We start from the raw sequence: 22,168 nt of genomic DNA on the forward strand, positions 1-22,168 counted from the left end.
GGGATCCGTTCTTCTTTCCCCATCTGGCGCGCCGCTCCGGATGGGGCATCCCGGGCTTCCCCGGTGGGGCGCAGAGGCGTCAAAGTCCTTGCGACACAACGAAAAGCACGCCCCGGGGTGATGGACGAACCTGCCCGACGGGCCTAACGTCATGTCGTAGCCGGACGAGTTCCGGATGCCCACGTCGGGTCGCCTGACACCGACAGTCCTCTGGAGGGAAAGACGTGAACAAGGCAGAACTGGTCGACGCGCTGGAGAAGAAGCTCGGCAGCAAGAAGATGGCCTCCGACGCCCTCGAGGCCTTCCTCGACGTCGTCATCCGCGAGGTCGCCAAGGGCAACAAGGTCGGGATCACCGGCTTCGGCACCTTCGAGCGCGCCGACCGCGCGGCCCGGACCGGGCGCAACCCCAAGACGGGTCAGACCGTGCGCATCAAGAGGACGCGCGTCCCCAAGTTCCGCTCGGGCACGAACTTCAAGGAGATCGTCTCCGGCGCCAAGAAGGTCTCGCGCACCGAGTCCGCCGCCGCGCGCGCCACGGCCGGCACCGCGACCGCGGCACCGGCGACGAAGGCGGCTGCGAAGAAGACGACCGCCAAGAAGGCCACCGCCACCACCACCAAGGCGGCAGCGACGAAGACGGCGGCGAGGAAGACCGCGACCAAGGCCGCCCCGGCCAAGGCGGCGGCGACCAAGACGGCGGCGAAGACGGCGACCACGGCCCGTAAGACGACGGCCACCAAGGCCGCTCCGGCTCGCGCCGCCGCCACGAAGACCACGGCGAAGAAGACCGCGACCAAGGCCGCCCCGGCCAGGACGGCGGCGACCAAGACGGCGGCGAAGACGGCGACCACGGCCCGTAAGACGACGGCCACCAAGGCCGCTCCGGCTCGCGCCGCCGCCACGAAGACCACGGCGAAGAAGACCGCGACCAAGGCCGCCCCGGCCAGGACGGCGGCGACCAAGACGGCGGCGAAGACGGCGACCACGGCCCGTAAGACGACGGCCACCAAGGCCGCTCCGGCTCGCGCCGCCGCCACGAAGACCACGGCGAAGAAGACCGCGACCAAGGCCGCCCCGGCCAGGACGGCGGCGACCAAGACGGCGGCGAAGACGGCGACCACGGCCCGTAAGACGACGGCCACCAAGGCCGCTCCGGCTCGCGCCGCCGCCACGAAGACCACGGCGAAGAAGACCGCGACCAAGGCCGCCCCGGCCAGGACGGCGGCGACCAAGACGGCGGCGAAGACGGCGACCACGGCCCGTAAGACGACGGCCACCAAGGCCGCTCCGGCTCGCGCCGCCGCCACGAAGACCACGGCGAAGAAGACCGCGACCAAGGCCGCCCCGGCCAGGACGGCGGCGACCAAGACGGCGGCGAAGACGGCGACCACGGCCCGTAAGACGACGGCCACCAAGGCCGCTCCGGCTCGCGCCGCCGCCACGAAGACCACGGCGAAGAAGACCGCGACCAAGGCCGCCCCGGCCCGGACCGCGGCGAAGAAGACGACGACCACCACCAAGGCCGCCGCGAAGAAGACGACGGCGCGCAAGAGCGCCCGCTGACGCGTCGGTCCCACCGGCCCGACCGGATGGGACCGCGTACGGCGACGAGGGCCCGGCCGCGCGGCCGGGCCCTCGTGCGTGCCGGGGGTGCGCGGGGGCGTGCTCAGCGGATGCGCTGGCCCGGGCCGACGCCGACGATCCTCAGGGCCACGACGACGTCGTCCACGACGTCGACCGTGAGGCGCTGGCCGATGCGCAGCAGCCGCAGGCCGCTCGCCTCGAACGCGGGCGAGCCGAACGTCAGCTCGACGCCGTCGTCGCGCAGGAGGCTTCCGGTGCGCGTCTCGGGGTCGTAGCGGTGGACCGTGGCCTGCATGCTCCTGATCCAAGCAGATCCGCGGTGCTCGAGCACCGCACGGGTGGCGGATCCCGGTCCGAGGCGACGCGCGGCGGCCAGCCCTGCGGCGTCGTCGACGTCGGTGCGCAACCGGGGCAGGTCGAGCTCGAGCCGCACGGCTCCGTCGGACTCGTGACGTGCCGCGCTGCCCTCGCCGAACCTCGGCGTGAACCGTCGGCCAGTGCGCAGCACCGTCCCGGTGCCGTCGGCGTCGGGGACGAACGCGTCGGCGTGGTGGGCGGCCTCGGCGAGCGCGGCCCGCAGTGACGCCGCGTCGAGGGCGGGCAGGTCACCGAGCAGGACGCCCACGAGGGACGTCGTGTCGCCGACCCGGCGGGCCGCGTCGATCCCTGCGCTGACGGCGCCGTTGAGTCCGGTGCCCGGGTCGTCGACGACGTGGACGCCGCGCGTGCTCCACGTCGTGCCCAGGGCCGGGTCCGCGGTGACGAGGACGACCGAGCCGGCCCCGATCGCGTCGACGACGGCCTCGAGGGTGTCGGCCGCGATGGCCCGGCTCAGGGTCTCGCGGTCGGCGCCGACCGTGCGGGCGAGCCGCGACTTGCCGTGCCGGGGGTCCTTGACCGGGACAACGACCCGCCAGGCCGACGCGTCGGCCCCGTCGGTTCCGTCGGCGTGGTCGCCGCCGTGGGCGGCTGTCGGGGCGTCCGGGGGAGTTGTCATGCTGACGCCATCGTCCCACTCGCCGCGGGGCCGCTCGACACCGCGCCACGTGATGAGCCGCGTGATGACAAGATGAACCCAGCCACGCCGAGGGGCGGGCACGACGATGAGGACGTGACCAAGTGACGGGTGCCCGACCGAGGCGGCTGCCGTGGGCCTACCGGTTCGCGGCGCTGCTCCTGCGCCGGCCGCTGCTGCTGCTCACCAAGCGCGACTGGCGCGGCGTCGAGAACCTCCCGACGGAGGGCGGCTTCGTCGTCTCGCCGAACCACATCTCCTACGCCGACCCGCTGCCGTTCGCGCACTTCCTCTTCGACAACGGCCGCGCGACCTTCTTCCTGGCCAAGGACAGCCTCTTCTCCATCCCCTTCGTCGGGATGATCCTGCGTCGCTCCGGCCAGATCCCGGTGTACCGCAACTCGGCCGCCGCCACCGACGCCTACCGCGCCGCCGTCGAGGGCGTGCGCGCCGGGAAGGCCCTCGGGATCTTCCCGGAGGGGACCATCACCCGCGACCCCGACCTGTGGCCGATGCGCGGCAAGACCGGCGCCGCCCGCGTCGCGCTGGAGACCCGCTGCCCGCTGATCCCGGTGGCGCAGTGGGGCGCCCACGAGATCCTCTCGCCCTACGGCCACCGACCCTCGCTGTTCCCGCGCAAGACGATGCACGTCATCGCCGGCCCGCCCGTCGACCTCTCCGACCTCTACGACCGGCCCATCGACACCAAGACCCTGCGCGAGGCCACGGACCGGCTCATGGACCGCATCACCGGGCTGCTCGAGGAGATCCGCGGCGAGAAGTCGCCGCACGAGCGCTTCGACCCGCGCCAGCACGGCGTCCCCGAGATCGGCCACCCGATCAAGCACGACGACATCGGCCGCCCGACGCAGTCGCGGATCCACCGGGAGGACCGCTCGTGACCCGCGTCGCCGTCATGGGCAGCGGCAACTGGGGCACGGCGTTCGCCGTGATCCTCGCTGATGCCGGCTCCGAGGTGCGGATGTGGGCCCGACGCCCCGAGCTCGTCGAGAGCATCAACGCCGGGCGCAATGCCGAGTACCTCCCGGAGCTCGAGCTGCCGCCCACCGTCCGGGCCACCGCCGACCCGCAGGAGGCGCTCGCGGGCGCCGACGTCGTCGTGCTGGCCGTGCCGTCGCAGACCCTGCGGGGCAACCTCGACCAGTGGGGCGCCGGCCTGCCGGCGGGTGCCCCCGTCGTGTCGCTCATGAAGGGCGTCGAGCTCGGCACGACGCTGCGGATGAGCCAGGTCATCGCCGATGCCGGCGTCCGCGAGGACCGCATCGTCGTGGTCTCAGGCCCCAACCTCGCTCCCGAGATCGCCCTGAAGCAGCCGGCGGCCGGGGTCGTCGCCTGCACGGACATGGACACCGCCGAGCTCGTCGCGGCGGCGTGCGTCACGCCGTACTTCCGCCCCTACACCGACACCGACGTCATCGGCGCCGAGGTGTGCGGCGCGACGAAGAACGTCGTCGCGCTGGCGTCGGGGATGGCCGAGGGCCTCGGTTTCGGCGACAACACCAAGGCCACGATCATCACCCGCGGCCTGGCCGAGATCACCCGCCTCGGGCTCGCGCTCGGGGCCCACCCGCAGACCTTCATGGGGCTGGCGGGCGTCGGCGACCTCATCGCCACGTGCATGTCGCCGCTGTCGCGCAACCACTCCTTCGGCGTCCGCCTCGGCCGCGGCATGAGCGTCGCCGAGGCCACCGCCGAGATGCGCACGACGACCGAGGGCGTCAAGTCGTGCGAGTCGATCCTGACCCTCGCGCGCGAGCACGACGTCGACATGCCGATCTGCGAGCAGGTCGTCGCCGTCATCCGCGACGGGCACTCGGCCAGCGAGGTCGGTCCGCGTCTCATGTCGCGCGACCTCAAGGCCGAGAAGCGCTGACCCACGGTCCGACCCGGATTGCGCGGCTCTCCGTCGCGGAAACCCGGTGGCCGCGACGCGTCGTACGGGCGAGCATGGCGTGATGAGCGAGCAGCCCACGCGATGGACCAGCGCCACCGTCTACCCCGACATGTGGACCGACCCCGACGACGACCCGCGCAACACCGACGGCGCGAGCCCGGATGGTGAGCTCGCGACCCTGCAGGACTACCTGAGGGACTACCGGCTCACGCTCCTGATGAAGTGCGAGGGGCTCGACGCCGTGCAGCTGGCGAGGCGGTCGGTGCCGCCGTCGTCGATGTCGTTGCTCGGCCTCGTGCGCCACCTCGCCGAGGTCGAGCGCGACTGGCGCAGCTGGATCAGCGGGCCGCTGACCAAGCTGTACCCCGACTCCGAGAGCAGCTCGGACGGCGACTTCGACGGTGCCGTCGGCGAGCAGGCGGTCGTCGACGCGGCCTACGCGGACCTGGCCCGCGAGCAGGCCGACACCGACGCAGCCCTCGCGGCCCACCCCGACCTCGGTGAGCGGCTCGGCAACGACCGGATCGCGGTGCGCGAGCTGATGGTGCACCGGATCGAGGAGTACGCCCGGCACTGTGGCCACGCCGACCTGCTGCGCGAGTGCATCGACGGCCGGATCGGGCAGTGAGCCCCGGCCGGGCTCTGTGAGGACGGTCCGGCCGGCCTCCGGCTCAGACGGTGTGCAGCGCCTGGTCGAGGTCGGCCCAGAGGTCCTCGACGTGCTCGATGCCGACCGACAGGCGCAGCAGGTTGACCGGCACCTCACGTGACTCCGAGGGATGGCGGCGCCGGCGCTCGACCTGCGACTCGACGCCACCGAGGCTCGTCGAGTGCAGCCACACCCGCGTGGCGCTGCACACCCGCTCGGCGGCGGCGGCGTCGCCGGCGACGTCGATCGCCAGGATGGCGCCCGTCCCGGCGTAGCGGACGCGTTCGACGCACGGGTGGTCCGCGAGGCGCGCGGCCAGCTCCGCCGCGCTCGCGCACGCGCGCTCGAACCGCACCGAGAGGGTCCGCAGCCCGCGGAGCGCGAGATAGACCTCCATCGGGCCGGCGATCGCGCCGTGCAGGGTGCGGTGACGGCGCAGCCGCTCGCCCAGGCCGCGGCCGCGGTCGGTGTCAGCCGTGACCGTCGCGCCCAGCACGACGTCGCTGTGGCCGGACAGGTACTTCGTCACCGAGTGGACGACGACGTCGGCGCCGAGCTTGAGCGGCCGGCACAGCAGCGGCGTCTGCAGGGTGTTGTCGACGACGCTCGTGACGCCGAGCTCGCGGGAGCGCGCGAGGACGACGTCGAGCTCCGTGACGTCCATGAGCGGATTGGTCGGCGACTCGAGCCACAGCAGGTCGGCCGACCCCAAGGCGTCGAGAAAGCCTGCGGTGTCGGTGGCGTGGACGCGCACGACCGTGCCGCCCGCCTCCTCGTGGGCCGCCAGCAGGTCTCCGGTGCCGTTGTACGTCGTGTCGGGCGCGACCACCGTGCCCCCGGGAGGCAGCAGCGACAGGGCGGCCGAGATGGCCCCCATGCCCGACGCGTGGACGAGGGCCCGGCCACCCTCCAGGCCCCCGAGCGCCTCCTCGAACGCGTCCCACGTCGGGTTGCCGACGCGGGCGTAGTTGACGTCGCCCTCCGCGGCATAGGTGGAGGTGAACTCGACGGGGACGTTCACCGACGCGCCGGGCGAGCGTCCCGGTCGACCGGACGCCACGAGGAACGTCTCGACGTGCAGCTGGCTCGAATCCTCATCCCTGACCACGGCGTCAGCGTACGAGGGGCGCCCGGCGCCTTCGATAGAGTCTCGTCTGATGACCACGGACCAGCCCCAGCCCGCCCAGGACAGCCGCCGCCCGCGCGTCGCCATCGTCTTCGGAGGCCGTTCCTCCGAGCATGCCGTCTCGTGCTCGACGGCAGCGAGCGTCCTGCGCTCCATCGACCGCGACAAGTACGAGGTCGTGCCGGTCGGCATCGCCCGCGACGGGCACTGGGTGCTCGTCGCCGACGACCCCGAGCCGCTGCGGCTGCTGCCCGGACAGACGCCCGAGGTCGACGGCGCCGGCGCGTCGGTCGTCGTGCCGCTCAGCACCGGCGACCGCTCGCTGACCGTCCTCGAGCCCGGCCTCCCGCCGCGCGCGCTAGGCGACGTCGACGTCGTCTTCCCGCTCCTGCACGGCCCGTTCGGCGAGGACGGCACCCTCCAGGGCCTGCTCGACCTCGCCGACGTGCGCTACGTCGGCTCCGGCGTCACGGCCTCGGCGGTCATGATGGACAAGGCGATGATGAAGGTCGTCTTCGAGGCCGCCGGCCTCAAGGTCGGCCCGTACGTCGTCGTCACCGACCGCGAGTGGAACCGTGACCCCGAGGCGGCGCTCTCGCGCGTGGAGCCGCTCGGCTGGCCGGTGTTCGTCAAGCCGGCCCGCGCCGGCTCGAGCATGGGCATCACGAAGGTCGACGACGCGTCGGGCCTGCGCGCGGCGGTCGAGGCCGCTCGCGAGCACGACCCGAAGGTCGTCATCGAGGCCGCGGTCGTGGGTCGCGAGATCGAGTGCGGCGTGCTCGACGGGCACGGCACCGACGCCCCGAGGACCAGCGAGCTCGGCGAGGCCGTCGTCGTGTCGGGCCACGCGTTCTACGACTTCGAGGCCAAGTACCTCGCCGAGGGCGACGTGCGCCTCGACTGCCCGGCCGACGTGCCGGCCGAGGTGGCCGACCGGATCCGCGAGATGTCGCTGCTCGCCTTCGAGGCCGCCGGCTGCGAGGGGCTGGCGCGCGTCGACTTCTTCTACACGCCCTCGGGCGACGTCGTCATCAACGAGATCAACACGATGCCGGGGTTCACGCCCAAGTCGATGTACCCGCTGATGTGGGCGGCGTCGGGCCTGGCCTACCCGGACCTCATCGACGAGCTCGTCTCGCTCGCCCTCGAGCGGCGCACCGGCCTGCGCTGACGCGGTCCGTGCCCCGAGGCGTCGGGGCACGGACCGCGTCAATGCAGTGACGCATCAGCTGCAGTGGCTTGTCAGCTGCAGTGGCGCCCGGTGGCAGGCAGCGAGCGGGCCAGCTCGCCGAAGGCGGGCAGCAGCAGCGGCACCGGGCCGTAGGCGGCAGGGGCGAGCACCTCGACCGCGGGGTCGCGGCCGTAGGTCGTGGCCATCGTGCCGTCGGAGAGCCGGCGCACGACCCAGTCGACGCCGTCGACGGTCACGCACTCGTCGGTGGTGGGCGCCAGGGGCTGCAGCCCGCAGCGGGCGATCAGCGCGGGGTCGCCCCACGCCGCCACGGACGGGTCGGCGGGGGTGGTGTCGACGCGCGCGTGCCCGCTCACGGTCGCGGGCCACGTGGCGTCGCGACACACCGGCGCCGAGGCCTGGGGGGCGAGCCCCACCTCGGTGGACCGGCTGCACGCCCCGAGCGCGAGCGCGGCGAGCCCGGCGAGGGACAGCACGACGGCGGCGCCGCGGGGCGCCGCCGTCGGAAGCAGGCTGCTCAGGTCGGCCGGTCCTCAGACGTGGACGACGGTGCAGGTCAGCGTCCGGGTGATGCCCGGGACGTCCTGCAGCTTGGCGATGACGAGCCGGCCGAGGTCGTCGACGTTCTGGGCCTCGACGCGCGCGATGACGTCGTAGGGGCCGGTGACGTCCTCGGCGAGGGTCACCCCGGAGATGCCGGCGATCTGTTCCGCGACGCTGGCCGCCTTGCCGACCTCGGTCTGGATCAGGATGTAGGCCTGGACCACGTGTCACCTCACTGTGTTGGGAGCATCTGTGCGGGGTGCCGCGGCACGCGGCTGCAGGGCACCTCGGTGTGACGGTGCCGCTGCCCTGACGCTACCTTGCCATGGGACCTCACGTCCCGGGGAAGCCGGCCCCCTGCCCGGCGCTGAGACGGCATCGGGGTGCCGGACGACGAGGAGGGGCCGCGGTGACCGATCCGCACGCGAGCATGCCGGGCGAGAAGGCGCCCCGTCCGTCCGGTCAGCCGGACGAGGCGGCCGGCGCCGTAGCTCCGGCGGCGGACCGGCCGGCCCGGGGCCCGATGCTCACCGGCGGCACGGCGTTGCGCTCGCTCGACGAGGACGCGCTCCTGGCGCGGATCCTGCCGCTCTTCCCGGCCGGTGCCGACCTCGACGTCGCTCCCGGCGACGACGCCGCCGTGCTGCGGACCGGCCCGCGGACCATCGCCACCACCGACACCGTCGTGCTCGGCCGTGACTGGCTCGACGCGTGGTCCTCCGGCGCCGACGTCGGGCACAAGGTGGTGGCGCAGAACCTCGCCGACGTCGCGGCCATGGGCGGGCGCCCCACGGGCGTCCTCGTGACGCTCGTCGCCGACCCCGGTGTCGCCGTGGCGTGGGTCCTGGACCACGCCCAGGGCATTGCCGACGCGTGCCGCGCGGCCGGCGTCGACGTGCTCGGCGGCGACCTGTCCTCGGCCCCGGCCGGCGTCGTCATGGCGTCGGTCACCGCGCTGGGGGCGCTCGACGGCGACCCCGTCCTGCGCTCGGGAGCGCGGCCGGGCCACGTCCTTGCGGTGCGTGGCTCTCTCGGCCTCGCCGACGCCGGGCTGCGCCTGCTCGCCGCCGGTGCGGGGGAGCGCCTGCCGGAGGCCGTGGACCGGCAACGCCGCCCTCAGCCACCGCTCGCCGACGGCCCGCTCGCAGCCCGCGCCGGGGCGAGCGCGATGCTCGACCTGTCGGACGGCCTGCTGCGCGACGGTGGTCGCGTCGCGCGCGCCAGTGGCGTCGTCGTCGACCTCGAGCCGATGGCCCTTGAGCCGTTCGTCGCAGCCCTCGAGCCGGCCCTGGGCCGCGAGGCCGCCCTCGACTGCGTGCTCGCCGGCGGCGAGGAGCACTCGCTCCTCGCGACGTTCCCGCCGGACCGCCTGCCGGAGGGCTGGACGCGCCTCGGTGCCGTCCGGTCGCCGGCCGCGGGGGAGCGGCCCGGCATCGTCGTCGGCGGACGCGTCGTCACCCACACCGGCTGGGACCACTTCCACGGCGACCCCGCCTGACCGCCCCGGCCGGGCCTTCGCCGCCTCCCCCCGGGTACACGAAAGGCCGGCTCCCGAGGGGGCCGGCCTTCAGCGTTGGGGGTGTCTTGCGCTCAGCGCGCGACCTTGCCCGCCTTGAGGCAGGACGTGCACACGTTGAGTCGCTTCGGCGTCACACCGTTGACCAGCGTACGAACGCGCTGGATGTTCGGGTTCCAGCGGCGCTTCGTGCGGCGGTGCGAGTGCGAGATGTTGTGACCGAAGCCCGGCCCCTTGCCGCAGACGTCGCAGTTGGCAGCCACGGGTATCTCCTGAAAGCTCGATGATGAGAAAGTGCGTCTCCAGCCCGTCCCCGGTGGACGCACGTGAGCGTGCGTCACACCGGTCGATGGACGGGGGAACCGGTCAAGAGTAGCCGACGAGACGCGCGGACGACAAAACGGCGTCGGGGCCGCCCCCGGTGCGGGGCGGAGCGGCTCACGAGAGGGCGCGGGCGGTGTCGACGAGCTGCGCCGCGTAGGCCGGGCCGTGGGAGGACGCGTGGGTGGCGAGCGGGTGCAGCTGGTGCAGGTCGAGGCGCTCGCGCCAGCCCCGGTCCAGGCCGGCCGCCTCGGCGTAGGCCGCCGTGACCCGGTCCAGCCCCGGGCAGCCGAAGAGGGCGAGCATCGCGAGGTCGGTGAGGCCGTGGCCGCCGTGCGCGGCCGGGTCGATGACGACCGGGCCCTCCACCGTGAAGACGACGTTGCCCGACCACAGGTCGCCGTGGATGCGCGCCGGCGGCCGGTCGTCGTCGAACTCGCCCGCGGCGATCCGGTCGCAGAGCCGCTCCACGACGCGCGCCCCGGCCGGGTCGAGGTGGCCGACGCGCACCGCGTTGCGCACGAACGGGCGCACCCGCTGCTCCGCGTAGAAGAGGCCCCACGACGCGGTCGGGTCGTTGGACTGCACCTGCCGGCCGATCCAGGCCTCGCCCGTCCAGCCGGGAGGCGGGGCCCCGAACGCCGGGGCCCCGGCGGCGTGCGTCGCGGCGAGGCCCCGCCCGAGCGACTCGGCCGCCGCCGCGGACGGCGCGGCCGTGAGCAGGCGCGCGAGGTCGATGTGGTCGGGCCCGAGGCCCCGGACCTCCACGACGCGCACCCCACCGGCAGCATCGGCGAGCCAGCGCAGGCCGGCGGCCTCGACCTCGTAGAAGCCGGCGGGGGCGCCCGCCCACGACTTGCGGTGGACGGCGGTGGAGGCGCTCGACACAGGGCCAACGTAGCCGCAGGGCCGGGCCGGGTGCATGCGACGGTCGGGGCGAACCGCTAGCCTGCCGAGCACCCGCACGAGCACGAGACGAGCAGGAGGACCGTTTGCCCGGCGCCGAGCCGCAGCCCGACGGGGCGCTCACGCTCCTCGACCTCGTCGCGGTGCGACGGTGGGCCGTGCTGACCCGCTCGCTGTATGCCGCGCAGCGCGCCGAGATCGACGCCCTCAACGTGTTCCCGGTGCCCGACGGCGACACCGGCACCAACCTCTACCTCACCTTCGACGGCGCGGTCGAGCGCACCCTCGGGGGCGACGAGCCCGAGTCCGCCGGTGCGCTCCTGACGACCTTCGCCCGCCACCTGCTGTGGACCGCCCGCGGCAACTCCGGGGTCATCCTCAGCCAGCTGGCCCGGGGCCTGGCCGAGGGCTGCGAGCCGGCCGAGCAGATCGACGGCACGGTCCTGGCCGCCGGACTGCGCCGGGCGGCCGAGCGGGCCCAACAGGCCGTGACCGACCCCAAGGAGGGCACGATCCTCACCGTCGCCCGCGCGATGGCCGACGCCGCCGAGCAGGCCGCCGAGGAGCACGCGTCGCCCGTGCCGGTCCACGTCGTGGCCACCGGGGCCCTCGAGGCGGCGCGCGAGGCCCTCGCCGCCACGCCGCAGCAGCTCGAGGTGCTGGCGCGCGCCGGGGTCGTCGACGCCGGGGGCGCGGGCCTGGTCGTGCTGCTCGAGGCCCTCGAGCGCGTCTGCGCCGGCCAGCGCGGGCGTCCCTCGCCCGACGCGTCCGAGCGTCGCCACCGGCTGCGCCCGGGCCGGTCGCACCCGGTTCTCGGTCCGGGGCCCGAGGACGCCCGGCCCGCCGAGGAGCTGCCCGACTACGAGGTCATGTACCTGCTGGCCGACTCCGACGACACCGCGGTCGACACCCTGCGCGAGCGCCTCCTCGGTCTCGGCGACTCCGTCCTCGTCGTCGGCGGCGACGGCGAGTGGAACGTCCACGCCCACGTCCACGACGCCGGTGCCGCCGTCGAGGCCGGCATCGAGGCGGGCCGCCCGCACCGGCTCCGCATCACGCGTCTCGTCGACGTGCACCCCGGCCACGACCACGCGCCGGGGAGCCACGCCGACCGCACCGAGGCCGGGGCGGCGGAGGCTCGCACCGGGTCGGCGTCCGGGATCGTCGCCTGCGCGGCCGGCGCCGGCCTCGAGACGCTCTTCGAGGACGCCGGCGCCGTCGTCGTGCGCTCGGGTCCCGGCCGCCGCGCCTCGACCGGTGGCCTCATCGACGCCATCCGGGCCCAGCACGCCCGTGGCGCCGGCGGCGTCGTCGTGCTGCCCAACGACGGCGACACCCTGCTCGCCGCCGCGGCCGCCGCCCGGGCCGTCTCCGACGACGGCATCGAGGCCCACCTCGTCCACGTCCGTACCGCCGTGCAGGGCATCGCCGCGCTCGCGGTGTTCGAGCCCGACGCCGCGGCCACCGAGAACGTCCTCGCGATGCAGGCTGCCGCATCCGCCACGCGGCACGGTGCCGTCACCCTCGCCAACCGCGCGGCCCTGACGAGCGGCGGCCCGTGCAGCCCCGGCGACGTGCTCGGCGTCGTCGACGGCGACATCGTCATCGTCGGGTCCGACGAGCTCGACGTGGCCCGGGAGGTCGCGCGGCGCCTGCTGGGCAGCGGGGGCGAGCTCGTCACGGTCGTCGCGGGTGCCGATGCCCCGGACGGCCTGCTCGACGCCGTCAGCGCCGAGGCGCGCAGCGCCCACCACGGCATCGAGGTCACCCTCATCGACGGGGGCCAGCCGGTGTACAGCGTCCTGCTCGGGGTGGAGTGACCGTGCCCGCCCTGACCCTGACCGAGGACTCGCCCCTGACCAAGCTGCTCAAGAAGCCGGAGGCCGAGCAGCTGGCCCGCACCAAGGGGCTGTTCAGCGTCGCCGACCTCTTCGAGTTCGCGCCACGTCGGTACGTGCGCCCCGGCCAGCTCACCGACCTCTCCTCGCTGCACGTCGGCGAGGACGTCCTCGTCGTCGCCGAGGTCGTCACGGCGACGACGCGCAGCATGCGCAACCGCCGCGGCAAGATGCTCACCGTCGTCATCGGCGACGACCAGGGCAACGAGCTCGACGTCACCTTCTTCAGCGCGTACGGGCACGAGGGCAAGCTCAGGCCGGGCGTCCGCGGCTTCTTCGTCGGCACGATCGGCGCGTACGGCCGCCGGCTCCAGCTGACCCACCCCGAGTACGAGCTCTTCGACGACGAGGAGCAGGGCGAGGCGGCCGTCGAGTGGTACCGCACGCACCGCGTCCCCGTGTACTCGACGACGGGCAAGCTCAACTCCCTCAAGCTGCGCCGCCTCGTGTACCAGGCACTCGACTCCGTCGACCGCGTCCGCGAGCCCGTTCCCGCGGACGTGCGCGCGGCGCGGGGTCTGCCCGAGCGGGCAGCCGCGCTCGAGCTCGTGCACCGGCCCTCGCTCGACGACAAGCCCTCGCGCGGGCTCGACCGGCTCAAGTACGACGAGGCGTTCGTCCTGCAGACGATCCTCGCCCAGCGCCGCAAGGCCGCCGAGGCCGAGCTCGCGACGCCCAGGCCGCCCCGGCCCGGCGGCCTGCTCGCGGCCTTCGACGCACGTCTGCCGTTCGAGCTGACGCACGGGCAGCTCGAGGTCGGGGAGGTGCTGGCCTCCGAGCTCGCCTCCGAGCGGCCGATGAACCGGCTGCTCCAGGGCGAGGTCGGCTCGGGCAAGACGATCGTCGCGCTGCGCGCCATGCTCGCCGCCATCGACGCCGGCGGTCAGGCCGCCCTGCTCGCCCCCACGGAGGTGCTCGCGGCCCAGCACCACCGCTCGATCACCGCGATGCTCGGCGACCTCGCCCAGGGCGGCATGCTCGGCGGGGCCGAGCACGGCACGACCGTCACGCTGCTCACCGGCAGCCAGAACGCCGCGACCCGGCGCAAGGCCCTCCTCGACGCCGCGTCGGGTGAGGCCGGCATCGTCGTCGGCACGCACGCCCTCATCCAGAAGCACGTCCAGTTCGCCGACCTCGCCCTCGTCGTCGTCGACGAGCAGCACCGGTTCGGCGTGGAGCAGCGTGACGCCCTGCGCGAGAAGGGCATCCGGCCGCCGCACGTGCTCGTCATGACGGCCACGCCGATCCCGCGCACCGTCGCGATGACCGTCTTCGGCGACATGGAGACCTCGACGCTGCGCGAGCTGCCCCGCGGCCGCTCGCCGATCGCGACACACGTCGTCGACGCCCAGCGGCCGGGGTGGGTCGAGCGCACGTGGCAGCGGGTCGCCGAGGAGGTCGCCAAGGGTCATCAAGCCTACGTCGTGTGCCCACGCATCGGGGGAGAGGACGCGGGCGCGCGGGCGGAGTCCGGATCGGGCGCCGACTCCGAGGACGCCGGGGACTGGGACGGCCAGTGGGAGGGCGAGGACGCCGACGCGCCCCGGCGCGAGCTCACCGGCGTCCACGAGATGCTCGACGACCTCGGCTCGATGCCAGCGCTCGCCGGCCTGCGCCTCGGCCTGCTCCACGGCCGCCTCGACGCCGACACCAAGGACGCCACGATGCGCGCCTTCGCCGCCGGCGACATCGACGTGCTCGTGGCCACCACCCTCATCGAGGTGGGTGTCGACGTGCCGAACGCCTCGGTCATGGTCGTCGTCGACGCCGACCGCTTCGGCATCTCCCAGCTGCACCAGCTGCGCGGCCGGGTCGGCCGTGGCTCGGTGCCCGGCCTGTGCCTGCTCATGACGAACGACCCCGGCGAGCGGGCGCTGGAGCGGCTCGAGCAGGTGGCCGCCACGACCGACGGCTTCGAGCTGGCCCGCGTCGACCTCCAGCTGCGCCGTGAGGGCGACGTGCTCGGTGCCCGCCAGAGCGGCCGTGGCAGCTCGATCCGCCACCTGCGCCTCGGCCGGGCCGAGGACGAGCAGATCATCGCCGACGCGCGCGAGGACGCCTTCGCGATCGTCGACGCCGACCCGCAGCTGCGCGAGCACCCCGCCCTCGCGGCCGCGGTCGCCATGCGCCTCGACGACGAGCAGGCCGCCTGGCTGGAGAGAGGCTGACATGACGCGCGTCATCAGCGGGACGGCCGGCGGCCGACGCCTGCGCACCCCGCCCGGCTCGGGCACGCGGCCGACGTCCGACCGGGTCCGCGAGGCCCTCTTCAGCAGGCTCGAGCACCGCGGCCTGCTCGAGGGCACCCACGTGCTCGACCTCTACGCCGGGTCCGGGGCTCTCGGCCTCGAGGCCGCCAGCCGCGGGGCGAGCATCGTCCTGCTCGTCGAGTCGAACGCCGCCGCGAGCAAGGTCATCCGGGCCAACATCGAGCTCGTCGGGGTGCCGGGCGTGCGGCTGCTGGCGACCACCGTCGAGAAGGCCCTGGCGGCCGGACCGCCGGCCGACGTGCGGATGGACCTCGTCCTGCTCGACCCGCCCTACGACGTCGACGAGCCGACGCTCGCGGCCGTCCTGCGCGCGCTCGTCGAGCACGAGTGGCTCGCCGAGGACGCCTTCGTCGTCGTCGAGCGCTCGAGCCGCACGCCGCAGCCCACGTGGCCCGAGGGGCTCGAGCTGTCGGGGGAGAAGCGCTACGGCGAGACGACCGTGTGGTTCGCGGAGCCGCCGACGGGCGGGGCCGCCTGAGCGCGACCCCGAGCGCGACCCTGAGCGCGAAGCGGAGCGCGAGACCGTGTCGCCCCGCCCACTCGCCGTCCTGCGCCACGACCGGCCGGTAGGTTGGCCGCGTGAGCACCGAGACGCGTCGCTGTGTGTGCCCCGGTTCCTACGACCCCGTGACGAACGGGCACGTCGACGTCGTCACGCGCGCGAGCCGCCTCTTCGACGAGGTCGTCGTCGCGATCCTGCACAACCCCGCCAAGGAGGGCACCTTCTCCGTCGCCGAGCGCACCCGCCTGCTCGAGGCGTCGGTGGGGCACCTGCCGAACGTTCGCATCGGCGACTGGGCCGGCACGCTCGTCGTCGACGTCTGCCGAGAGGTCGGGGCCGAGGCCATGGTCAAGGGACTGCGCGGCGGCACCGACTTCGCCTACGAGCTGCCCATGGCGCACATGAACCACCACCTCACCGGTGTCGAGACGCTCTTCCTGGCCTCCGACCCGACGCTGCAGCACGTGAGCAGCTCGCTCATCAAGGAGGTCGTGCGCTACGGCGGCGACGTCAGCGGGCTCGTGCCGGACGTCGTCCTCGCGGCCCTGCGCGACCGCCTCGGGGGCGAGACCGCCTGATTTGGGTGCCGGGGACCGCTCCGGTAGCCTTGGAGGTCGGTCCACGTCCGTCCTGGCGCGGACCGAACCTACGACCGTGCGCAGGAGACATGAGCCGCCCCCATCCCCGTTCAATGCTGGTGATCGACACCAGGGACCTGAACCGGCGACCAGGGACGATGCATGAGCTCTCGCGCACGGTGACGTTCCCCGACGACCTCGGCACCGACGTCATCGCGATCAAGGCCGGTTCCCCGGTCGAGATCGAGGTGCGGCTCGAGTCGGTCGTGGAGGGCGTCCTCGTCACGGGTTCGGTCAGCGGCACGGCGACCGGCGCCTGCGTGCGGTGCCTGGATCCTGTCGACCTCGAGGTCGACGGGACGTTCCAGGAGCTGTTCGCCTACGCCGACCGGGCGGCGCACCACCACGAGGTGGGTGCCGACTCGGACGAGGACGAGGTGCACGTGCTCGTCGATGACCTCATCGACCTCGAGCCCGTGCTCCGGGACGCGGTCGTTCCGACGCTGCCGTTCCAGCCGGTGTGCCGGGAGGACTGCCCGGGCCTGTGCTCCGAATGTGGGGCCAAGCTCGCGGACGACCCGGACCACCACCATGAAGTGATCGACCCGAGGTGGTCGGCTCTCGGCGGACTGCTGGGAGACGACCCGCAAGAGAAGAGGAACTGACGTGGCTGTCCCGAAGCGGAAGATGTCGCGCTCCAACACCCGTTCGCGTCGCGCGAACTGGAAGGCTACGCCGACCACCCTGACCACGTGCCCGTCGTGCGGCGCCGCGGCCCAGCCGCACATCGCCTGCCCGTCGTGCGGCACCTACAAGGGTCGTCACTACGCCGCCGCCGAGCGCACCGAGCACCAGGCCTGACCCGCCCGTGAGCGGCCCCGTGAGCGACATCGACGCCGGGGGTGTTCCGGCGGTGACGCAGGAGCCGCAGCGGCCCGTCGACGCCCTGCTCGCCCACCTCGACGAGGTGGTCGGTCAGGGAGTCGACGAGCCGTTGCTCCTGCGTGCCCTGACCCACCGCTCGTACGCGTACGAGAACGGTGGCCTGCCCAACAACGAGCGACTCGAGTTCCTCGGCGACTCCGTCCTCGGACTCGTCGTCACCGAGTCGCTCTACCGCGAGCACCCCGACCTCGCCGAGGGCCAGCTGGCCAAGCTGCGCGCGGCCGTGGTGAACATGCGGGCCCTGGCCGAGGTCGCACGCACCTTCGACCTCGGCGGCTACGTCATGCTCGGCAAGGGCGAGGAGGCGACCGGCGGGCGCGACAAGGCCTCGATCCTCGCCGACACCCTCGAGGCCCTCATCGGCACCGTCTTCCTCAGCGTCGGCATCGAGCGGGCGGGCACCTTCGTGCACCACCACTTCGACGCCCTCATCGAGGAGGCGTCCACCCTGGGCGCCGGCCTCGACTGGAAGACGAGCCTGCAGGAGATGGCCGCCGGTGCCACGCTCGGCACGCCCGAGTACCGGGTCGGCGAGCAGGGGCCGGACCACGAGAAGGAGTTCCACGCCCAGGTCGTCGTCGGTGACGAGGTCCTCGGCGAGGGGCGTGGCCGCTCCAAGAAGGAAGCCGAGCAGAAGGCCGCCAAGCAGGCCTGGCACGCGCTCGACGACCGTCGCTCCGACGCGGCCGCGGCCTCCACCGACCCGGCCGACGGGCCACGCACGACGCGCGCCCTCGGCTGACGCGCGTCGAGCTTCCGAATCACCTGCTGCGATGCCCGAGCTTCCCGAGGTCGAGGTCGTCCGCCGCGGCCTCGAGGGCCACGTCGTCGGCCGTCACGTCACGCGGGCCCGGATCACCGGGGTCCGCGTCGCGCGACGGCACGACGCCGGCCCCGAGGACCTCGCGGCCCGGCTGCACGACGTCACCGTCACCGCGGCCTCGCGCCGCGGCAAGTACCTGTGGCTCGCCCTCGACGGCGAGGACGCGCTCATCGTGCACCTCGGGATGAGCGGGCAGATGCTCGTCGAGCCGGCCAACGCGCCGCTCGAGAAGCACTGCCACGCGCGGTTCGACTTCGCCGACGGCGACCCGCAGCTGCGGTTCGTCGACCAGCGCACCTTCGGGGGCCTGCAGCTCTCGCCCCTCGGGCCGGGCGGCATCCCCGAGGTCGTCGCCCACATCGCGCCGGACCCGTTCGAGCCCTCCTACGACCAGGCCGCCGTCGTGCGCCGGATGAAGCAGCGCGAGAGCGCGGTCAAGCGGGCGCTCCTCGACCAGACCCTCGTCTCGGGCATCGGCAACATCTACGCCGACGAGGCGCTGTGGCGCGCGAAGGTGCACGGTGAGCGGCTGTGCTCCGCGCTGACCAAGCCGACCCTGTCGCGCATCCTCGACCACGCCCGGGAGGTCATGTCCGAGGCGCTGGGCCATGGCGGCACGAGCTTCGACGCGCTCTATGTCAACGTCAACGGCGCGAGCGGCTACTTCGACCGATCCCTGCACGCCTACGGCCGCGAGGGCACCCCGTGCGACCGGTGCGGCGCCCTGATGCGCCGCGAGCAGTTCATGAACCGCTCGTCCTTCTCCTGCCCGGTCTGCCAGCCGCGGCCCCGGCACCGCGCCACCGGCTGACGCGGTCCGCCTCCGGACGCGCGAACGGCCCGGCCCCCACGGGGACCGGGCCGTTCGCGTCGGGTCAGTGACCGCCTGCGCGACGCTTCGGCGCGGGACGCGTCGGGTCGTCGTCGTAGGCGTCGACGTGCTCTGGCACGACGATCGGCCGCAGCCGTGCCCACACCATGAACGCTGCGGCTCCGACGAGCATGATGAGGCCCGCCCAGAGGTTGGCGTTGACGCCGCCGGTCTTGTCGAGGGACTGCTCGCCGAACAGACCCATGACCACGAGGATGATCCCGTAGAGGCCGATGAGGCCGCCGATGAAGTTGCGGATGTCGAAGGCGCCCGCCGTGTGACGCGCCGGGCGGCCGTCGCCCTGCCGGCCGTCGCCGTCGTGCCGGTCGGTGCCGTCGGTCCTGCCAGTGTTGTCGGTCCTGCCAGTGTTGTCGGTCATGTCGGTCACTGGAGCACTCCTCTCAGAAGGCCACGTTGAGGATGGTCACGAGGACCAGCGCGGTGATGGCGAGCGGGATCGTGCGCCGGTACCACGGGTAGCGGTGCTCCTCGGGGTCGACGAGGTCCTCGCGCGGCGTCTCGGAGTAGACGAGACCGCGCAGCTCGCTCGCCGGTTTCGGCTCGGTGCCGAGGCTGACGACCACGCTGACGAGGATGTCGACGACGAAGGCCGCGGAGGCGGCCACGAACGCGGCGCCCTGGCCCGACAAGGGGAGCACCCCGAGGCTCGCCGCCCCGAACGCGTCCTCGGACAGGAACGCGATGGCCACGGCCGACAGCGTGCCGCTGACGAGCCCCGCCCAGCCGGCCGTGGCCGTCATGCGCTTCCAGAACATGCCGAGGATGAACGTCGCGAACAGCGGCGCGTTGAAGAACCCGAAGAGCGTCTGGAGGTAGTCCATGACGTTGCTGAACGAGCTGGCCACGACGGCGGTGCCGATGGCGATGATCGTCGCGCCGACCGTCGCGAGCCGGCCGATGCGCAGGTAGTAGTCGTCGGCGTGGTCCTTGCGGATGTAGCGCTGCCACAGGTCGTAGCTGAAGACGGTGTTGAACGCGGAGATGTTGGCGGCCATGCCGGCCATGAACGCCGCGAGCAGGCCGGCGATGGCGATGCCGAGCAGCCCGTTGGGCAGGACGTCGCGCATGAGCAGCAGCAGGGAGTCGTTGTACTTCACGCCCTCGCCCGTCGCGCCGCCGGGCGGGGCCCCGCCGTTCTTCAGCTGCTGGATCTCGGGCACGAGCACGGCCGCGATCATGCCGGGGATGATGACGATGAACGGCACGAACATCTTGGGGAAGGCACCGATGATCGGCGCCTTGCGGGCGGAGGAGAGCGAGTCGGACGCCATGGCGCGCTGGACCTCGACGAAGTTCGTCGTCCAGTAGCCGAACGACAGCACGAAGCCGAGGCCGAAGACGATGCCGACGACGGACCAGAACGGCGAGCTGAAGCCGGACAGGGCCTCACCGGGCCAGGAGTGCAGCTGCTGCTCGGCCGACGGCACGCCGGCCGAGGCCGGCGCCTTGGTCGCGAACTCGGTGACCTTGTCCTGCAGTCCCTGCCAGCCGCCGACGCGGTGCAGGCCGATGAGCGTCAGGGGCAGCAGGGCCGCCAGGATGACGAAGAACTGGAGCACCTCGTTGTAGATCGCCGCCGACAGGCCACCGAGCGTGATGTACGACAGGACGATCGCGGCCGCGACGAGGAGCGCCACCCAGAGGGGCCAGCCGAGCAGGGCGTGGACGATCGACCCGAGCAGGTAGAGGTTGACGCCGGCGATGAGCAGCTGGGCCACCGCGAAGCTCAGGGCGTTGACGAGGTGGGCGCCGGTGCCGAAGCGCCGGAACATGAACTCGGGGACCGAGCGCACCTTGGAGCCGTAGTAGAAGGGCATCATGACGACGCCGAGGAACACCATCGCCGGGATGGCGCCGACCCAGAAGTAGTGGACGGTCGAGATGCCGAGCTCGGCGCCGTTGGCCGACATGCCCATGATCTCGACGGCGCCGAGGTTGGCCGAGATGAAGGCCAGGCCCGTGACCCAGGCCGGCAGGGAGCGTCCGGACAGGAAGAAGTCGATGGAGTCGGACACCGCTCGTCTCGCCATGAGGCCGATGCCGAGGACGAAGACGAAGTACAGCGCGATGATGACGTAGTCGACGGGAGTGGCGCTGATGAGGGTGTCGGCGGTCGACAGCCCCGCGAGTGAGTGCATGCGTTCGGTCCCTTCGTTGGGCGACGGTTCCCGACGCTAGGGCAGGTGGGCTCGCAGCGCGCGTCAGGACGCCTCGTGGTTGGCAGGGCCGGGAGCGGGGCTGAGGGCGCGCTTGAGGGGAGCGGTGGCGTCGGCCGCCGCATCGGCCGGGATGGTCATACCCTTTTCGAGCGCTCGTTTCACGGCGAGGTAGTCCGCGCTCGCGTTGACGGCCTCGATCGCGACGAGCAGGCCGTCGCGGTAGCTGAGCAGCGAGAACGACTCTGCCGCAAGGTCGCCGCGCATCACCGTGGTGTCTGCGCCGTGCGGCAGGCCCGCGATCTGCAGGCGCAGGTCGGCCTGGTCGCTCCAGAACCACGGCACGTCGTCGTAGGGGTCCGGGCGCCCGGCCAGCGTGGCCGCGGCTGCCCGCGCCTGGTCGGTGGCGTGCGGCACGCTCTCGAGACGTGTGGGCCCGACGAGCCCGCGGGAGAACGGGTTCGGGCCCACGGTGCAGTCGCCCGCCGCGACGGTGAGCCCGTCGGACGCCCGGGCGAACCGGTCGACGACGATGCCGCGCGGCTCGACCTCGAGCCCGAGCCGGCGGGCGAGGTCGGTCCGGGGCTCGACGCCGGTGCCGACGACGACGAGGTCGGCCTCGAGCTCGGTGCCGTCGTCGAGGACCACCGCCTCGGCGCGCCCCGACGTCCCGTGGATCCGGGTGGCGCGGGATCCGAGGTGGATCCGGGTGCCGCGCCGGGCGTGCGCCTCGAGATAGAAGGCGGACAGCTCGGCGGTGACGGCCCGGGCCATCAGCCGATCGGCGACCTCGACGACGGTGACGTCGCAGCCCAGGGCGCGCGCGCTCGCGGCCACCTCGAGGCCGATGAAGCCGCCGCCGACGACGACCACCGAGCGGGCCGCCCGCACCGCCGGGGCCAGCGCGTCCGCGTCGGCGAGCGTGCGCAGTGACAGGACGCGGTCGAGGTCGGCACCCTCGACGGGCAGCGTGCGGTTGGTGGCCCCGGTGGTGAGCGCCAAGCGGTGCCAAGCGATCTCGCGGCCGTCGTCCGTCGTGGCCGTGCCGCCGGGCTCGCCCTCGCGGTGGCGTGAGAGGTCGACGACGCGTCGGCCGGTCAGAAGCTCGACGCCCTGCTCGGCGAACCAGGCCGGTGGGCGGAAGACGAGGGTGTCGCGGTCGTGCTCGCCGCGCAGGTAGGTCTTCGACAGCGGCGGGCGCTCGTACGGCGGTTCGGGCTCGTCGCCGACGAGGACGACGGGCGAGTCGTCGCCGAGCTCGCGCAGCGCCGTGACGAGCGAGATGCCCGCCTGCCCGGCGCCGACGACGAGGATCGTGCGGTCGCCAGCCATGCC

At 73.5% G+C, this 22,168-nt stretch carries 23 protein-coding genes; 14 read left to right on the forward strand and 9 right to left on the reverse strand.

The window, feature by feature from the left end:
* The first annotated feature begins 224 nt into the window (after positions 1-224).
* On the forward strand, positions 225-1,565 hold the full coding sequence (locus RY076_RS07080) for an HU family DNA-binding protein (RefSeq protein ID WP_323096891.1): 1,341 nt from the start codon (positions 225-227) through the stop codon (positions 1,563-1,565).
* A gap of 103 nt (positions 1,566-1,668) precedes the next feature.
* On the opposite strand, the gene cofC is transcribed toward RY076_RS07080, so the two are convergent.
* A complete protein-coding gene (cofC, locus tag RY076_RS07085; protein WP_323096892.1) occupies positions 1,669-2,583 on the reverse strand; it encodes a 2-phospho-L-lactate guanylyltransferase in 915 nt (304 codons plus the stop codon).
* Positions 2,584-2,705: 122 nt separating this feature from the next.
* Here cofC and RY076_RS07090 point away from each other — a divergent pair, with 122 nt between their 5' ends.
* The 3 genes from RY076_RS07090 (at position 2,706) to RY076_RS07100 (ending at position 5,144) form a co-directional block, all read left to right on the forward strand.
* Entirely contained in the window at positions 2,706-3,503 is a 798-nt protein-coding gene (locus RY076_RS07090) for a lysophospholipid acyltransferase family protein (RefSeq protein ID WP_323096893.1), read from the forward strand.
* The gene (locus RY076_RS07095; RefSeq protein ID WP_323096894.1) at positions 3,500-4,495 is read left to right on the forward strand and encodes an NAD(P)H-dependent glycerol-3-phosphate dehydrogenase; all 996 of its coding nucleotides are present in this window, start codon (positions 3,500-3,502) and stop codon (positions 4,493-4,495) included. Before RY076_RS07090 ends, RY076_RS07095 begins: the two co-directional genes overlap by 4 nt.
* 82 nt (positions 4,496-4,577) lie before the next feature.
* The gene (locus tag RY076_RS07100; protein WP_323096895.1) at positions 4,578-5,144 is read left to right on the forward strand and encodes a DinB family protein; all 567 of its coding nucleotides are present in this window, start codon (positions 4,578-4,580) and stop codon (positions 5,142-5,144) included.
* 43 nt (positions 5,145-5,187) lie between these two features.
* On the opposite strand, the gene RY076_RS07105 is transcribed toward RY076_RS07100, so the two are convergent.
* Positions 5,188-6,273 carry a trans-sulfuration enzyme family protein gene (locus RY076_RS07105; protein ID WP_323096896.1) on the reverse strand — a complete coding sequence of 362 codons (1,086 nt, stop codon included), beginning with the start codon at positions 6,271-6,273 and terminating at the stop codon, positions 5,188-5,190.
* A gap of 49 nt (positions 6,274-6,322) precedes the next feature.
* Here RY076_RS07105 and RY076_RS07110 point away from each other — a divergent pair, with 49 nt between their 5' ends.
* Complete coding sequence (locus RY076_RS07110; protein ID WP_323096897.1) at positions 6,323-7,462, forward strand: D-alanine--D-alanine ligase family protein; 1,140 nt, start codon at positions 6,323-6,325, stop codon at positions 7,460-7,462.
* 71 nt (positions 7,463-7,533) lie between these two features.
* On the opposite strand, the gene RY076_RS07115 is transcribed toward RY076_RS07110, so the two are convergent.
* Both RY076_RS07115 and RY076_RS07120 read right to left on the reverse strand, forming a co-directional pair.
* Complete coding sequence (locus RY076_RS07115; protein WP_323096898.1) at positions 7,534-7,959, reverse strand: DUF3515 family protein; 426 nt, start codon at positions 7,957-7,959, stop codon at positions 7,534-7,536.
* Between the two features lie 57 nt (positions 7,960-8,016).
* On the reverse strand, positions 8,017-8,250 hold the full coding sequence (locus RY076_RS07120) for an Lrp/AsnC family transcriptional regulator (protein ID WP_323096899.1): 234 nt from the start codon (positions 8,248-8,250) through the stop codon (positions 8,017-8,019).
* A 299-nt stretch (positions 8,251-8,549) separates the two neighbouring features.
* Between RY076_RS07120 and thiL the strand changes: the two genes are divergently transcribed.
* The gene (thiL, locus tag RY076_RS07125) at positions 8,550-9,524 is read left to right on the forward strand and encodes a thiamine-phosphate kinase (RefSeq protein ID WP_413785751.1); all 975 of its coding nucleotides are present in this window, start codon (positions 8,550-8,552) and stop codon (positions 9,522-9,524) included.
* Positions 9,525-9,616: 92 nt separating this feature from the next.
* Here the strand turns inward: thiL and rpmB are convergent, their stop codons facing one another.
* The gene (gene rpmB / locus RY076_RS07130) at positions 9,617-9,805 is read right to left on the reverse strand and encodes a 50S ribosomal protein L28 (RefSeq protein ID WP_076259851.1); all 189 of its coding nucleotides are present in this window, start codon (positions 9,803-9,805) and stop codon (positions 9,617-9,619) included.
* A gap of 175 nt (positions 9,806-9,980) precedes the next feature.
* The gene (locus RY076_RS07135; RefSeq protein WP_413785742.1) at positions 9,981-10,787 is read right to left on the reverse strand and encodes a fructosamine kinase family protein; all 807 of its coding nucleotides are present in this window, start codon (positions 10,785-10,787) and stop codon (positions 9,981-9,983) included.
* A gap of 68 nt (positions 10,788-10,855) precedes the next feature.
* Between RY076_RS07135 and RY076_RS07140 the strand changes: the two genes are divergently transcribed.
* From RY076_RS07140 to mutM, 8 genes are all read left to right on the forward strand, one after another.
* The gene (locus tag RY076_RS07140) at positions 10,856-12,589 is read left to right on the forward strand and encodes a DAK2 domain-containing protein (protein WP_323096903.1); all 1,734 of its coding nucleotides are present in this window, start codon (positions 10,856-10,858) and stop codon (positions 12,587-12,589) included.
* Between the two features lie 2 nt (positions 12,590-12,591).
* Positions 12,592-14,835, forward strand: a complete 2,244-nt coding sequence (locus tag RY076_RS07145) for an ATP-dependent DNA helicase RecG (protein ID WP_323096904.1) — start codon at positions 12,592-12,594, stop codon at positions 14,833-14,835.
* Between the two features lies 1 nt (position 14,836).
* Positions 14,837-15,415: a 16S rRNA (guanine(966)-N(2))-methyltransferase RsmD gene (rsmD, locus tag RY076_RS07150; RefSeq protein ID WP_323096905.1), complete on the forward strand. Its 579-nt coding sequence runs from the start codon at positions 14,837-14,839 to the stop codon at positions 15,413-15,415.
* Positions 15,416-15,516: 101 nt separating this feature from the next.
* Positions 15,517-16,017: a pantetheine-phosphate adenylyltransferase gene (gene coaD / locus RY076_RS07155; RefSeq protein ID WP_323096906.1), complete on the forward strand. Its 501-nt coding sequence runs from the start codon at positions 15,517-15,519 to the stop codon at positions 16,015-16,017.
* An 89-nt stretch (positions 16,018-16,106) separates the two neighbouring features.
* Positions 16,107-16,682, forward strand: coding sequence for a YceD family protein (locus RY076_RS07160; RefSeq protein ID WP_323096907.1), 576 nt, complete (start codon positions 16,107-16,109; stop codon positions 16,680-16,682).
* Between the two features lies 1 nt (position 16,683).
* A complete protein-coding gene (gene rpmF / locus RY076_RS07165) occupies positions 16,684-16,878 on the forward strand; it encodes a 50S ribosomal protein L32 (RefSeq protein ID WP_076259839.1) in 195 nt (64 codons plus the stop codon).
* Positions 16,879-16,897: 19 nt separating this feature from the next.
* Positions 16,898-17,704, forward strand: a complete 807-nt coding sequence (gene rnc / locus RY076_RS07170) for a ribonuclease III (RefSeq protein ID WP_323096908.1) — start codon at positions 16,898-16,900, stop codon at positions 17,702-17,704.
* Between the two features lie 31 nt (positions 17,705-17,735).
* Entirely contained in the window at positions 17,736-18,596 is an 861-nt protein-coding gene (gene mutM / locus RY076_RS07175; protein WP_323096910.1) for a bifunctional DNA-formamidopyrimidine glycosylase/DNA-(apurinic or apyrimidinic site) lyase, read from the forward strand.
* 64 nt (positions 18,597-18,660) lie between these two features.
* On the opposite strand, the gene RY076_RS07180 is transcribed toward mutM, so the two are convergent.
* The 3 genes from RY076_RS07180 to RY076_RS07190 form a co-directional block, all read right to left on the reverse strand.
* The gene (locus RY076_RS07180) at positions 18,661-19,035 is read right to left on the reverse strand and encodes a hypothetical protein (RefSeq protein WP_323096911.1); all 375 of its coding nucleotides are present in this window, start codon (positions 19,033-19,035) and stop codon (positions 18,661-18,663) included.
* 22 nt (positions 19,036-19,057) lie between these two features.
* Positions 19,058-20,815: a sodium:solute symporter family protein gene (locus RY076_RS07185; protein WP_323096912.1), complete on the reverse strand. Its 1,758-nt coding sequence runs from the start codon at positions 20,813-20,815 to the stop codon at positions 19,058-19,060.
* Between the two features lie 63 nt (positions 20,816-20,878).
* On the reverse strand, positions 20,879-22,165 hold the full coding sequence (locus tag RY076_RS07190; RefSeq protein ID WP_323096913.1) for an NAD(P)/FAD-dependent oxidoreductase: 1,287 nt from the start codon (positions 22,163-22,165) through the stop codon (positions 20,879-20,881).
* Positions 22,166-22,168 lie beyond the last annotated feature (3 nt).

It is taken from the genome of Intrasporangium zincisolvens (genome assembly GCF_034724055.1).
GTDB lineage: Bacteria > Actinomycetota > Actinomycetes > Actinomycetales > Dermatophilaceae > Monashia > Monashia zincisolvens.